This is a genomic window from Luteimonas huabeiensis HB2 (assembly GCF_000559025.1).
Lineage (GTDB): Bacteria > Pseudomonadota > Gammaproteobacteria > Xanthomonadales > Xanthomonadaceae > Luteimonas > Luteimonas huabeiensis.
Genome location: NZ_JAAN01000019.1, coordinates 42,749 through 55,674, shown reverse-complemented (window position 1 = coordinate 55,674; position 12,926 = coordinate 42,749). Strand labels below are relative to the sequence as shown.

The window sequence follows — 12,926 nt, the reverse complement described above, 5'->3', positions numbered from 1 at the left end:
CGAGACCACGCGGGGCAGTGCGCATGCCGCATCCATCCGCGCATCCTCATCGGAGGTCAACGCCATCGAGCAAGCCATCGATATTGCCGGCTCGCACTTCCAGCTTCACTGGGGAAAATAACCGATGGAACTGCGACACCTTCGCTGCTTTGTGGTTCTGGCCGAGGAACTGCATTTCACGCGAGCTGCCGAGCGCCTGCATATTGAACAACCACCTCTATCACGCGCGATCAAAGAGTTGGAAGACGAACTGGGGGTTGTGCTCTTCGATCGAGATCGCAGGGGCACCCGGCTAACCGCTGCCGGTACTGCCTTCTTGCAGGATACCCGTCGACTGTTCACCGTCCTGGAGCAGGCCAGGGAGAACGCCAAAGCCGTCGCATCGGGCTTGCGAGGCAGCCTGCGGATCGCGGTGTCCGATGGCGCGATTGATCCTCGGCTATCGGCATTCTTGGCGCGTTGTCGCGCAGAAGAGCCGGAGATCGAAATACGCCTGTCCGAAGTACCGTTAGCCGAGCAAGTTCGCGGCTTGCGGTCGGGCGACTTCATGATCGGGTTCGCACACACGGCCGATGTTGGTGATGGCATTGTTGCCGAACCCGTCTGGCGAGACCCCCTGGTAATCGCAGTACCAGCCCGGCACGCACTGCTTGCCCACAAGAAGGTTCCACTTCACGAACTCCGGGGCCACCCGCTTGTCTTGTGCGATCCGCAGGTGTGCGAGGGTTATTGCCGTGAGCTGACCCGGCTCCTACAGGTGCTGGAGCACAAGTTGAACGTCGTTGAGGAAGTGTCCTCGCTGGACATGATGCTCACCCTGGTTGGAGCAGGCTACGGCATCGGCTTCATGACGGCGACAAAGATTCCGGTGAGCCAACGACCGGACGTGGTAGTCCGTCCTTTGGACTTGGATTCAGCGGTGATGACTACTTACCTGCTTCGTCCCGAGAGCGACAACCCGGCGGCTTCGTTGGAGCGATTTATCGATCGCCTACGTGGCCCTTTGTGCGACTAACACGGCCCTCAGACGCCGCCTGAAGTCTCGGTGTCGGTACGGAGATTGCGTTCAGTGGCCCCCATCAGCTCTGCCGCACTTATTCCGAGCGCGCTGGAGATCTTCAGTATCAGGGCAAGCGTTGGCATGTGCTCTCCGCGCTCGATCTTGCCCATGTGCGAGCGCTCAACCTCGGCCAGAGAGGCAAGCTCTTCTTGTGCAATTCCTTGCTCCGTGCGAACGGCACGCACCGCCTGCCCGAACGCCATTGCTGGCTTGGCCGCATATCTGGTTGTGCCATGGGGACGACCCCGTTGAACGCTACGCTTCTGCATCCCCAGAAGCGTCAAGCAGTCAATCAAACTTAACCACGTTAAATTTAACTCATTCGACTATCATTTGGGCTCGCCTTTTCGACCCGATCGTTTCTTGGGGGCTCTCATGCACGACGCCACCAGCCACTTCCCCGTTTTCAGGCTTGCCATAGCGCCCGGCGTGCCGTCACCGCATCTTTCGGCATTGCTCGCGCTGCACCGTGCAGAAGAGCCGGAAACCACCATCACATTCCATGAGGTCACGAGCGAGGCTCTGGTTGCCGGGCTGCTGCACGAAGGTCGCTACGACGCAGGTCTATCGCTTGACAACCCGACCCATGTGTCCCTGAAAAGCCAAGCGCTCTGGACCGAAAGCATGGCCGTTGTCATGCCCGTGCGGTTTCCCCTGCTTGACCAGGCGATGCTCACCATCGCCGACCTTCGGAACTACCCCGTCTATCGTTGGCAGGTGGAGGCTTGCAGCCTGCTAGATGAAAGGCTGGCGTCCCTTACGCCGGTGGGCCAAGAAAACATCCAGCGGGTGACTTCATTCGAGATGATGGCGCTATGGATTGCGGCCGGCTACGGGGTTGGGCTATCCGCGCAATCGCGCATCAGGCCTGTCCCTGAGTGGGGGCTCAGCATGCGACCGCTCGCCGACGGCCCCTACGACGTCGTGACGTACCTGCAGCGGCCCCACGCGCAAGCCGATTCCGCTGCAGAGCGGTTCGAGCGCAGAGCGCTGCAAATTGCGAGGGCAGACGCCGCGTAGTGGGCGCCCGCCCTCAATGGCCAGGGCCATCTCACCCCGGCCATAGGTTGCAGCATGGGGACTAGCCCCCCTCAAGTGCCGCTGCGCTATCCACCAGCCGACGGACGCTCTGCCGCACTTCCTCGGGGATAGGCCGCAGGGCAACTGCCTCGGGCACACCCGCATGGTGCTGGTAGTCGCCCATGATGACCCGGATGATGGCAGGCACATTGGTCGGCGTGACCGCATCAATCGCCGCGCGATCGCCCAGGTCCGGGTGCGGCTGGGTCAGCATGCGGTACAAATCCCACGAATCCGCGTGCGGGCACTGGTTCATGAGCACCTGGGCCAGCTTGTGCTTGAGCGGCACCAGTTGCCAGTCGGGAACGCGCTGCCCCCGATTGCCCAGGCTGATGGACAGCAGCTTGCCCGCTTTCAACTCGCGGTTGATCTGGTCCTTGGACTTCCCGGCCAGCTTGCCGAACAGCGGGACCGGCAGGTTGTTCGGCGACTCGTACATGGCCAGCATTTCTTCGCGCTCGCGCTGGATGGCGGAGACTTCCGCCTCCGGCGCGTGCGTCGGAGGCGGCGGCACCTGCGACAGCCGCTGGAACGTGATCCCACCGCTGCTCGGCGTTACGACAATGGGCGTGGCCACGACAGGCGGGACGCCGGGGGGAGCGGGCTGGGCCACCGTGGGGGCAGCATCCACCGCATTCCCCAATTCCGCCATCGCCGGCACGCCGTCGATGCGGATGGTCAGGTGCGCGCTCGCGGCTTCCACTTCGCCCTGTTCGAGCAAGTCGAGGCGATCGGCCCAATCCTGCATCATGCGGCGGCGCGGCTCCACGTACTTGGCGTGATTGTAGGCCGAACTCACCTTGTTGGGGTCGGAGTGCGAAAGCTGCGCATCCACCCAAATCTTCGGATAGCCGATCTCGTTGAGCGCCGTCGAGATGGTACCGCGGATGCCGTGGCCGGTCAGGCGCCTCTCATAGCCCATGAGCTGTACGGCCTTGTTGAGGGTGTTCTCGCTGATGCGCTTCTTGAGTTCGCTACGGTGCGACAGCAGGTACTTCTGCGCCGGCCGCATCACACCCAAGAGATAGCGCACGACCTCGATGGCCTGCAAGGACAGCGGCACGATGTAGGGCGGCACGTCTTGCGGCCGCTTGCCGGCCTTGCGCATCTCGTCCTGAAGCTGCTTGACGACCTGTGGCGGAATGATCCACAAGCCCCGGTCGAGGTCGAACTGTTCAGGTTCGGCCAACCGCAGTTCGCCCGTGCGCACCCCCGTCAGGAACAGCAGCCGGATGCCAAGCTGTGTCTGCCAGCCACGGGGGTTGTAGAGCCGGAGCTTCTGGAGGAACTCGGGCAGCTCGGGCAGGTGCAGGTAGGGGTTGTGGGCCACGGGTGGCTTGGGCTCGGCCACCACGTCCAGGTCCGCGGCCGGGTTGACTTCCATCCCCTCGGCGATGACCAGGGCATAGCGGAACATCTGGTTGAACCAAGTGCGGACCTTCTCGGCAGTGGTGAACGCCTTGCGTTTCTCGATCGCTGCCAGGACACCCAGGAGCTGGGGGCGGCGAATGTCGTAGATCGACATCTTTCCCAGGGTCGGCAGCACGTCCTTGTTGAAGACGCGCAGGATCTGCGAAAGCGTGCTCTGACGGCCTTCCTTGAGTTCCTTGCGGCGATGCTCGACCCAGGCATCGAAGACGTTCTTGAAGGTATGTTCACCTGCCAGCTTGGCCGCGTGCCGCTTCCGGTCGCGCTCGACCTGGGGATCGATCCCCCTGGCAAGCAGGGCTTGGGCCTTGTCCCGCTCGGCGCGGGCCTCGCGCAGGCTGAGGGCGGGATAGCCGCCCAGGGACATGCGCTTCTGCTTGCCCAGCCAGTAGTAGCGGAATAGCCACGACTTGCCGCCTGCGGCAGATACCAGCAGACCCAGGCAGTCGTTGTCAGAGATGGTGTAGCGCTTTCCGGTGGTCCTTGCCTGCCGGACGGTCAGATCAGAGAGTGCCATTTCGAGGCTCCTAAGTGATGACTTAGGCCCTATGCTCGTCATGGTCCCCGCTCAGCCCCAGCAACTATCCGGTAGCCGACCCGCCCGCATTCTTGTGCCTCATTTGGCGCCTCAAAAACGCTGGCTGTAGGTGGATTTCCGTGGCACTCGCTGGAATGAAAAAAGGGGCCGAAGCCCCTCTTTTCAACGACTTACAGACGTCAGTGGAAGTCTGTAGATCATAACTTGGAGCGGGAAACGAGACTCGAACTCGCGACCTCAACCTTGGCAAGGTTGCGCTCTACCAACTGAGCTATTCCCGCGGTGGAGGCGAAATTCTAACGTCCGGGGCGCTGGTGTCAACAGCTTTTCGCTCGTTCTCTTTCAGCGCGGGCCAGGCCGCGCGCAGGTACTGCAGGCCCGACCACAGGGTCAGCAGCGCGGCCACCGCCAGCAGCCAGTCGCCGATGTGGAAGATCGGCTCGCCCAGCCAGGGCGTCTGCCGCGGCGGGGTCTCGGGGGTGACCGAGTACAGCAGGCACAGCAGCGCGATCATCTGCACCGCGGTCTTGATCTTGCCCACCGCCGCGACCCGCACCGTGGCGCGCTGGCCGAGTTCGGCCATCCACTCGCGCAGGGCCGAGACCGCGATCTCGCGGCCGACGATCACCGCGGCCCAGAACGCCATCCAGGGCGTGGGATGGCTCTGCACGATGAGAAACAGCGCCACGGCGACCATCAGCTTGTCGGCCACCGGGTCCAGGAACGCGCCGAAGGCCGAGGACTGGTGGTAGCGGCGCGCGATCCAGCCGTCGAGCCAGTCGGTGATCGCGGCCAGCCCGAAGACCGCCGCCGAGGCGAAGTTGGTCCAGCCGAACGGCAGGTAGAACACCAGCACCAGCAGCGGGATCATCAGGATCCGCAACAGAGTCAGCCAGGTGGGGATGGTGAGCTTCATGCCGTCGTCAGGTTGCGGAATCCAGGCCGTGCAGGCTGTCGTAGATGCGCCGGGCGAGCGCGGCGTTCACCCCGTCGACCTGCGCGATCTCCTCGGCGCCGGCGGCCTTGAGGCCGGCCAGTCCGCCGAAGTGCCGCAACAGGTTAGCGCGTCTGCGCGGTCCGATGCCGGGAATGTCCTCCAGCCGGCTCACGTTGCGGGCCTTCTGGCGGCGCCCGCGGTGGCCGGTGATGGCGAAACGGTGCGCTTCGTCGCGGACCTGCTGGACCAGTTGCAGCCCCGCGGAGTCGGGGCCGGGGCGGATCTCGCGGCCGTCGGGCAGCAGCAGCGTCTCGTGGCCGGCGCGGCGCGCCTCGCCCTTGGCCACGCCGACCAGCAGCACGCCCTCGATGCCGAGCGCGCCCAGCACGTCGCGCGCCTGCGCCACCTGGCCGGCGCCGCCGTCGATCAGCAGCACGTCGGGCAGCACCGCGTCGCCGCGGGCCGGCCGCGGAGCGTCCGCTGCGGCATCGCCCTCCTCGGGCGCGCCGCCCTCGCCCGCCAGCGCGGCGGCGGCGCGGCGGAAGCGCCGGGTCAGCGCCTGGTGCATGGCGGCGTAGTCGTCGCCCGGGGCGACGCCCACGATGTTGTAGCGGCGGTACTGCGAGCGCACCGGCCCTTCGGCGTCGAACACCACGCAGGAGGCCACCGTCGCCTCGCCCATGGTGTGGCTGATGTCGAAGCACTCGATGCGCTGCGGCGCCCGGTCCAGGCCCAGCAACTCGCGCAGCGCTTCCAGCCGCGCGCGCTGCGCGGACTGGCTGTCGATGCGCGCGGCCAGGGCCATGGCGGCGTTGCGCCGCGCCAGGTCGACGTAGCCGGCGCGCTCGCTGCGCACGCTGGTCTTGATCTGCACGCGGCGGCCGGCGGCGGCGGAGAACGCCTCCTGCAGCAGTTCGACGTCGTCGATCGCGCGGTCGAGCACGATCTCGCGCGGCGGCGGCTGCTCGGCGTAGTACTGGGAGACGAACGCGGCCAGCACCTCGGCCGGGTCCTCGCTGCCGGCGGTGCGCGGGAAGAACGCGCGGGTGCCGAGGTTGCGGCCGTCGCGGAAGGCCAGCAGCAGCACGCAGGCCTGGCTGCCCTGCATCGCGCAGGCGAGCACGTCGAGATCGGCGATGCGCCCGTCCACGTACTGACGCGCCTGCAGGCTGCGGATGGTCGCGATCAGGTCGCGCAGGGCGGCGGCGCGCTCGAAGTCCAGGGCCTCGGCCGCGCGCTCCATCGCCTGCGCGAGTTCCTCGCTGAGCTCGCCGCTGCGGCCGTCCAGGAACAGCGTGGCGCGGCGCACCGCCTCGGCGTAGTCGTCGCGGTCGACCAGGCCCACGCAGGGCGCGCTGCAGCGGCCGATCTGGTGCTGCAGGCACGGCCGCGAGCGGTTGCGGAACACGCTGTCCTCGCAGCTGCGCAGGCGGAACAGCTTGTGCATGACGTTGAGGGTCTCGCGCACGCTGCTGGCGCTGGGGTACGGGCCGAAGTAGCGCCCGGGCAGGCCGCGCGGGCCGCGATGGAAGGCCAGCCGCGGCCATTGCTCGCTGGTGAGCAGGACGTAGGGGTAGCTCTTGTCGTCGCGCAGCATCACGTTGTAGCGCGGCTTGAGCGACTTGATCAGCTGGTTTTCCAGCAGCAGCGCCTCGGCCTCGGTGCGCGTGGCGGTCACCTCGATGGCGGCGATCTGCGAGACCATCGACATGATCCGCGTCGGCTTCGGCGTGGCGCTGAAGTAGTTGGCCACCCGCTTGCGCAGCGAGGCGGCCTTGCCGACGTAGAGCACGCTGCCGTCGGCGGCGAGCATGCGGTACACGCCCGGGGCGGTGCTGAGGGTGGCGACGAACGCCTTGCCGTCGAAGCCGGCGCCCTCGTCGTGGCCGGTCCTGCGCGGGCTCATCCGGCGCTCATTCCCCGATCGGTACGTGCTGCAGCGCGCCGGTCCTGGCGTCCAGCCGCAGCACCGCATGGGCCTCCGTGTCGGCGATCCACACCACGTCGTCGGCCACCGCGAGGCCGGACGGCCCGTGCAGCGGGCGCGGCAGCTCGACGCTCGACAGCTCGCCGCCGCCCAGGCGCAGGGTGCGCAGGCAGTCGTTGCCGCTGTCGGCGATCCACAGCCGCGGCGCGCCCGGGTCCAGCGCGATCGCCTGCGGCTGCTGCAGGCGCGCGTCCACGCGCTGACCGTCCACGCGGCCGAAGGTCCAGACCCCCTGCCCGACCAGGGTCTGCACCTGGCGGGTGCGCGCATTGACGCAACGCACCGCGGAGCCGGCGGCATCGCAGACGTAGACCATCTGCTGCACGGCGGCCACCGAGACCGGCTCGGCGAACGCGGCCGCTTCCCCGGTGCCGTCGGCCACGTCCAGCTTGCCCGAACCCGCCACCAGCGAAAGCGCGTGCCGGGTCAGGTCGTAGTCCCAGATCCGGTTGTCGCCGGCGCTGGCCACGAACAGGCGGCCGGCCGCCAGCGCCAGCCCGCGCGGCTGGTCGAGGGTGATCGCGCGCGGATCGGCGACCTGCCCGGCCTCCGGCGTGCCCGGCCGGCCCGCGCCGAGCACGGTGTCGACGTCGCCGGTGCGCAGGTGCACGCGGCGCACGGCATGGTTGCCGCTGTCGGCGACGTAGAGCAGGTCGCGCTCGATGGCGATGCCGTGGGGCCGGTTGAACGCGGCCAGCTCCATCGGGCCGTCGATGAAGCCGGGCCCGCCGCTGCCGAACTGGCGCACCACCCGCCCGCCCTGGTCGCACTCGAGCACGCGGTGGTGGTTGCTGTCGACCAGGTAGAGATAGGACCCGGACACGGCGATGCCGACCGGGAAGCGCAGCGGCAGGCCCGGGTGGCCGCCACGGCGCAATTCGATCGGCCGCGCGCTGCGCGAGCGCGGCACCAGTTCGCCGATCAGCTCGGCGACGCGGGCGTCGAGCGGGCGGACCGGGCCGTCGCCGACCACGCGCTCGCGGATCCGGCCCTCGCCATCGATCAGCACCACGGTCGGCCAGGCCTCGATGCCGAACTGCTGCCACGCGGCCCAATCGGCGTCGTGGGCGAGCGGGAAGTCGAACTTCTGCCGGCGCAGGCGACGGCCGGCGCGGCGCGCGTCGCGCTCGTGGTCGAACTTGGGCACGTGCACGGCCACCACGTTCAGCCGCTCGCCGTGGCGCGCGTGCAGGTGCGCCAGGTCGTTCAGGCGCTGGGTGGACCAGGCGGAGCCGGCGTTGACGAAGGCGAGCGCGCACACCCGGCCGCGCAGCTGCGCCATGCGCAGCGGCTCGGTGGTGTTCAGCCATTCGAGGCCGGGGGGAAACTCGGGGGCTAGGGGGGCGTCCATGGACAATCCGGCGTCCGCGATCCGGCGATTATGCGGTACGCGGCGTCAACGCCGGCCTTCCCTCAGCCGCCGCACCGCGCCCCGGGCCGCGGCGTCCACCACCGCCCAGACCTGCTCGAAATGGTTGTCGCCGCCGGTGTAGGGATCGGGGATGGCGCCGTCGCCGGTCATCGTCCCGGTCCAGTCGGTCAGGAGCGCGATCCGCGCGGTCGCGCCCGGCGGGCGGCGCGCGCGCACGTCGGCCAGGTTCTGCAGGTCGGCACACAGCAGCCAGTCGAAGGCGGCGTAGTCCTCGCGACGCAGCTGGCGGGCGCGCAGCGGGCGCAGGTCCACGCCGTGGCGCGCGGCGGTGGCGATCGCGCGGGGATCCGGCGGCTCGCCGGCGTGCCAGCCGCCGGTGCCGGCGGAATCGACGTGGACCGCGTGTTCCAGCCCGGCCTCGGCGAGGCGATGCCGCAGCGCGCCCTCGGCCATCGGCGAACGGCAGATGTTGCCCAGGCAGACCACCAGCAGGCGCAGGGGCTCAGCCATGCCGGTCCGCCTCGCGCAGCCGCGCCTCGGCGCGCTCGAGATCCTGCGGCGTGTCCACGCCGGGCGGGAACGGCACCGGCGTCGGCGCCACCGCGATCCGGTGGCCGGCCTCCAGCGCGCGCAGCTGTTCCAGCGCCTCCACGCGCTCGAGCGCGCCCTGCGGCATCCGCGCGAACGCGCGCAGGAAGCCGGCGCGGTAGCCGTAGATGCCGATGTGGCGCCACCAGCGGTGGCCGTCGGGCAGCGCGTCGCGGCGGGTAGCGAAGGCGTCGCGCGGCCACGGCACCGGCGCGCGGCTGAAATAGAGCGCATCGCCGCCGGCCGCGCGCACCAGCTTGACCGCGTTGGGATCAAGCAGGGTCTCGACGTCCTCCACCGGCGCGGCCAGGGTCGCCATCGGCGCGCCGCTGGCGACCAGCAGCTCGGCCACCGCGCGGATGCCCTCCGGCGGGGCGAAGGGCTCGTCGCCCTGCAGGTTCACCACCACGGTGTCGTCGCGCCAGCCGGCGATGTCGGCGCATTCGGCGAGGCGGTCGGTGCCGGAGGCATGGTCGGCGCGGGTCATCGCCACGCGCACCCCGCTGCCGTCCAGCGCGCGGGCCACGCGCGCATCGTCGGTGGCGATCCACACCGCGTCGGCGCCTGCGGCGAGCGCGCGCCGCGCGACGTGCAGCACCAGCGGTTCGCCGCCGAGCGGCCGCAGCGGCTTGCCGGGCAGGCGCGCGGCATCGTGGCGGGCGGGAATGGCGACGACGAAGGGCGTGGTCATCCGCCGATTCTGACATGCCGCGCGCCGGCCTGCGCCGCGGCTCATCCCTGGCGCAGGCGGTCCAGCAGCGCGACCCAGAAGGCCTCGGGCAACAGCGCGTCGACCGGCACGCTGTAGTGGCGCTCGCCGGCGAAGGCCATGCACTTCACCGCGTCCTTCTCGGTCATCAGCACCGGCAGGTCGCTGCCGAAGCGCAGGTCGGCGGCGACGTAGCGGTGGTGGTCCGGGAACGCGTGCGGCACCACCGCGATGTCGTGCGCGCGCAGGGTGGCGAAGAAGCGCTCGGGATCGCCGATCCCGGCCACGCCGTGCACGCGGCGGCCGGCGAAGGCCTCCAGCGGCACCGCGCGGCCGCCCGCCAGCGGCACCGCGCGCCGCGTCTTCAGCCGCATCGGCCATTCGCCGAAGCCGGCCTCGCCGACGGGATCGGCGCGCGGGTCGTCGACGCCACAGTTGAGCACGCGGAAGGCCGCCTCGGCCGAGCGCGCGGCAGGCTCGCGCAGCGGCCCGGCGGGGATCAGCCGCGCGTTGCCGTAGCGGCGGCGGCCGTCGATGACCTCGATCTCGATGTCGCGGCGCAGGCGGTAGTGCTGCAGGCCGTCGTCGCAGACCACCACGTCGCAGCCGGCGGCGGCCAGCGCGCGCGCGGCGGCCGCGCGGTCGCGGTCCACCCGCACCCGGGCGCCGGTGCGGCGGGCCACCAGCAGCGGCTCGTCGCCGGTCTCGGCGGCGTCGGCGTCGGCCTCCACCCACAGCGCGGCGTCCTCGCGCGCGCGGCCGTAGCCGCGGCTGGCCAGCCCCGGCGCGTAGCCTTCCGCGCGCAGGCGCTCGATCAGGGCGATGGCCAGCGGCGTCTTGCCGCTGCCGCCGGCGATCAGGTTGCCGACCACGATCACCGGCACCCCGGCGGCCACGCGCCGGCGCAGGCCGCGCGCGTACAGCCAGCGGCGCAGCGCCACGCCGCGGCCGTAGACGCCGGCCAGCAGACGCGCCCAGGCCGGCGGCGGCGCGCCGTCGAACCACCAGCGCGGCGGCGTGCGGGCGCGTCCGCTCATCGTTCGGCGTCGCGGAACTGCATGCGGTGCAGGTGCGCGTACAGCCCGCCCTTGGCCAGCAGCTCCGCGTGCGTGCCCTGCTCCACCAACCGCCCCTGGTCGAGCACCAGCACCTGGTCGGCGTGCTCGATGGTGGACAGGCGGTGGGCGATGACCAGCGTGGTGCGGTCGGGCATCAGCCGGTTCAGGGCGTCCTGCACCAGCCGCTCCGACTCGGTGTCGAGCGCGGCGGTGGCCTCGTCGAGGATCAGGATCGGCGCGTCGCGCAGGATCGCGCGGGCGATCGCCAGGCGCTGGCGCTGGCCGCCCGACAGCCGCGAGCCGTTCTCGCCCACCGCGGTCTCCATCCGCTCCGGCAGGCGCTCGATGAACTCCCAGGCGTTCGCGCTCTCGGCCGCCGCGCGCAACTGCTCGGGGCTGGCCTCGGCGGCGTAGGCGATGTTGGCGGCGACGCTGTCGTCGAACAGCATCACCCGCTGGCCGACCAGCGCGATCTGCCGGCGCAGGTCGGCCAGCCGGTACTCGTCCAGCGGCACGCCATCGAGGGTGATGCGGCCGCTGGTGGGCTCGTAGAAACGCGGCACCAGCCGCACCAGGCTGGTCTTGCCGCTGCCGGAACGGCCGACGATCGCGGTGACGGTGCCGGGCCGCGCCACGAAACTGATGTCCTCCAGCGCCACCCGCTCGCCGTCGCGCGCGTAGCGCAGGCCGACGCCCTCGAAGCGCAGCTCGCCGCGCGCGCGCACCAGGGGACGGGTGCCGGTGTCGCGCTCCTCCTCGGCGTCGAGGATCGAGAAGATGCGCTCGGCGGCGGCCACGCCGCGGCCGATCACGCTCTGCACGTTGGTGATCCGGCGCAGCGACGGGATGATGCCCATCATCGCCGTCATCAGCTGCACGAACTGGCCGGGGGTGAGCGCCGCCTGCAGCGCCTCGCGGGTGGCCACCCAGATGATCGCCGCCAGCGCGCACGCCGCCAGGATCTGCACCAGCGCCGAGGCCATCGCGCGGGTGGTCTCGACCTTCATGTTCAGGCGCAGCACGCGGTTGGTCAGCGCCGAGTAGCGCGCCTGCTCGAAACCTTGCGCGCCGTACACCTTGACGTCCTGCTGCGCCGCCAGCGACTGCTCGGCGCTCTGCGCCAGATCGCCCATGCCGGTCTGGATGCCGGAGCTGATGCGGCGGTAGCGCTTGCCCACGTACCAGACCAGCACGCCGATCAAGGGCACCACGACGATCATCGCCATGGTCACCTTGGCGCTGGTGTGGAGCATCAGGCCGAGCAGGAACGCGATGGTCAGGCCGTCGGCCACCAGGACCTTCAGCGCGTCGGTGCTGGCCTGGGCGACCTGCTCGGTGTCGAAGTTCAACCGGCTGACCATGGCCGGCACCGCCTCCTCGTCGAAACGGGCGCTGGGCAGGCGCAGGTACTTGCCCAGCACCAGCTCGCGCAGGTCGCGCACCACGCTGCGGCCGGTGCGCGCCATGCCGTAGTCGGTGGCGAAGGTGGCCGCGCCGCGCAGCAGGAACAGGCCGACGATGGCCAGCGGCAACCACACCGCCGCCCAGGGCTGCGGATCGACGAAGCCGTCGTCGGTCAGCGGACCCATCAGGTACACGAACGCGCCGCCGGCCAGCGCCTCGATGATCATGCCGACCAGCGCGACCACGAGCAGCGGCCAGTAGCGCGCGGCGTAGCCGAGCAGGCGCTTGTAGATCGGCCAGGCGGCCGGGGCGTCGGACTGCGTCATCGGCATCGCCTCACGGAGCCGCCGCGTCGGGCGCGGTGGCGATGGAGATCCGGCCGAAGCCGAGCTGACCCAGCGCGTCCAACGCGGTCACCACGGCCTGGTGCGGCGTGCGCGCATCCGCGCGCAGCAGCACCGGGCGCTCGCGGTCGTCGCCGGCCACTTCCTGGATGGTGCGCTTGAGCGATTCCACGTCGGTACGCAGGGCCTCGCGGTCGTCGACGAAATAGCGCCCGTCGGCGTTCACCAGCACGCTCAACGCGCGGCTCTGGGCCTCGCTGTGCTCGGCGCTGGCGCGCGGCAGCTCCAGCTTGAGCACGGAGCGCGCGTCGAAGGTGGTGGTGATCACGAAGAAGATGATCAGCACCAGGATCACGTCGATCAACGGCACCAGGTTCAGCTCCGGCTCGTCGGCGGCGCGGCGGTCGCGGATGCGCATGGC

General features: G+C 70.0%; 12 protein-coding genes and 1 tRNA gene. 2 read left to right on the top strand and 11 right to left on the bottom strand.

Annotation, left to right across the window (positions count from 1 at the left end; genetic code table 11):
- Nucleotides 1-124: 124 nt before the first annotated feature.
- Complete coding sequence (locus Z164_RS0107280) at nt 125-1,015, top strand: LysR family transcriptional regulator (protein ID WP_043689563.1); 891 nt, start codon at nt 125-127, stop codon at nt 1,013-1,015.
- Nucleotides 1,016-1,023: 8 nt separating this feature from the next.
- Here the strand turns inward: Z164_RS0107280 and Z164_RS0107275 are convergent, their stop codons facing one another.
- Nucleotides 1,024-1,263 carry a helix-turn-helix domain-containing protein gene (locus tag Z164_RS0107275; RefSeq protein WP_425477217.1) on the bottom strand — a complete coding sequence of 80 codons (240 nt, stop codon included), beginning with the start codon at nt 1,261-1,263 and terminating at the stop codon, nt 1,024-1,026.
- Between the two features lie 172 nt (nt 1,264-1,435).
- Between Z164_RS0107275 and Z164_RS0107270 the strand changes: the two genes are divergently transcribed.
- Nucleotides 1,436-2,080 (top strand): substrate-binding domain-containing protein, encoded by a 645-nt coding sequence (locus Z164_RS0107270; protein ID WP_024890046.1) that lies wholly within the window; start codon nt 1,436-1,438, stop codon nt 2,078-2,080.
- A gap of 61 nt (nt 2,081-2,141) precedes the next feature.
- Here the strand turns inward: Z164_RS0107270 and Z164_RS0107265 are convergent, their stop codons facing one another.
- From Z164_RS0107265 to Z164_RS0107220, 10 genes are all read right to left on the bottom strand, one after another.
- The gene (locus Z164_RS0107265) at nt 2,142-4,085 is read right to left on the bottom strand and encodes a tyrosine-type recombinase/integrase (protein ID WP_024890045.1); all 1,944 of its coding nucleotides are present in this window, start codon (nt 4,083-4,085) and stop codon (nt 2,142-2,144) included.
- A 226-nt stretch (nt 4,086-4,311) separates the two neighbouring features.
- Nucleotides 4,312-4,387 (bottom strand) — tRNA-Gly (locus Z164_RS0107260).
- A complete protein-coding gene (gene pgsA, locus Z164_RS21840) occupies nt 4,378-5,022 on the bottom strand; it encodes a CDP-diacylglycerol--glycerol-3-phosphate 3-phosphatidyltransferase (protein WP_024890044.1) in 645 nt (214 codons plus the stop codon). The genes Z164_RS0107260 and pgsA overlap by 10 nt, the downstream gene beginning before the upstream one ends.
- A gap of 7 nt (nt 5,023-5,029) precedes the next feature.
- A complete protein-coding gene (gene uvrC / locus Z164_RS0107250) occupies nt 5,030-6,949 on the bottom strand; it encodes an excinuclease ABC subunit UvrC (RefSeq protein WP_024890043.1) in 1,920 nt (639 codons plus the stop codon).
- Nucleotides 6,950-6,956: 7 nt separating this feature from the next.
- The gene (locus Z164_RS0107245) at nt 6,957-8,381 is read right to left on the bottom strand and encodes a thioredoxin-like domain-containing protein (RefSeq protein WP_024890042.1); all 1,425 of its coding nucleotides are present in this window, start codon (nt 8,379-8,381) and stop codon (nt 6,957-6,959) included.
- Between the two features lie 45 nt (nt 8,382-8,426).
- Entirely contained in the window at nt 8,427-8,900 is a 474-nt protein-coding gene (locus Z164_RS0107240; protein WP_024890041.1) for a low molecular weight protein-tyrosine-phosphatase, read from the bottom strand.
- Between the two features lie 4 nt (nt 8,901-8,904).
- The gene (gene kdsB / locus Z164_RS0107235; protein ID WP_024890040.1) at nt 8,905-9,681 is read right to left on the bottom strand and encodes a 3-deoxy-manno-octulosonate cytidylyltransferase; all 777 of its coding nucleotides are present in this window, start codon (nt 9,679-9,681) and stop codon (nt 8,905-8,907) included.
- Between the two features lie 41 nt (nt 9,682-9,722).
- A complete protein-coding gene (lpxK, locus tag Z164_RS0107230) occupies nt 9,723-10,736 on the bottom strand; it encodes a tetraacyldisaccharide 4'-kinase (protein WP_024890039.1) in 1,014 nt (337 codons plus the stop codon).
- Nucleotides 10,733-12,487, bottom strand: coding sequence for a lipid A export permease/ATP-binding protein MsbA (gene msbA, locus Z164_RS0107225; protein ID WP_024890038.1), 1,755 nt, complete (start codon nt 12,485-12,487; stop codon nt 10,733-10,735). The genes lpxK and msbA overlap by 4 nt, the downstream gene beginning before the upstream one ends.
- A gap of 10 nt (nt 12,488-12,497) precedes the next feature.
- On the bottom strand, nt 12,498-12,923 hold the full coding sequence (locus Z164_RS0107220; RefSeq protein ID WP_024890037.1) for an ExbD/TolR family protein: 426 nt from the start codon (nt 12,921-12,923) through the stop codon (nt 12,498-12,500).
- Nucleotides 12,924-12,926: the final 3 nt, after the last annotated feature.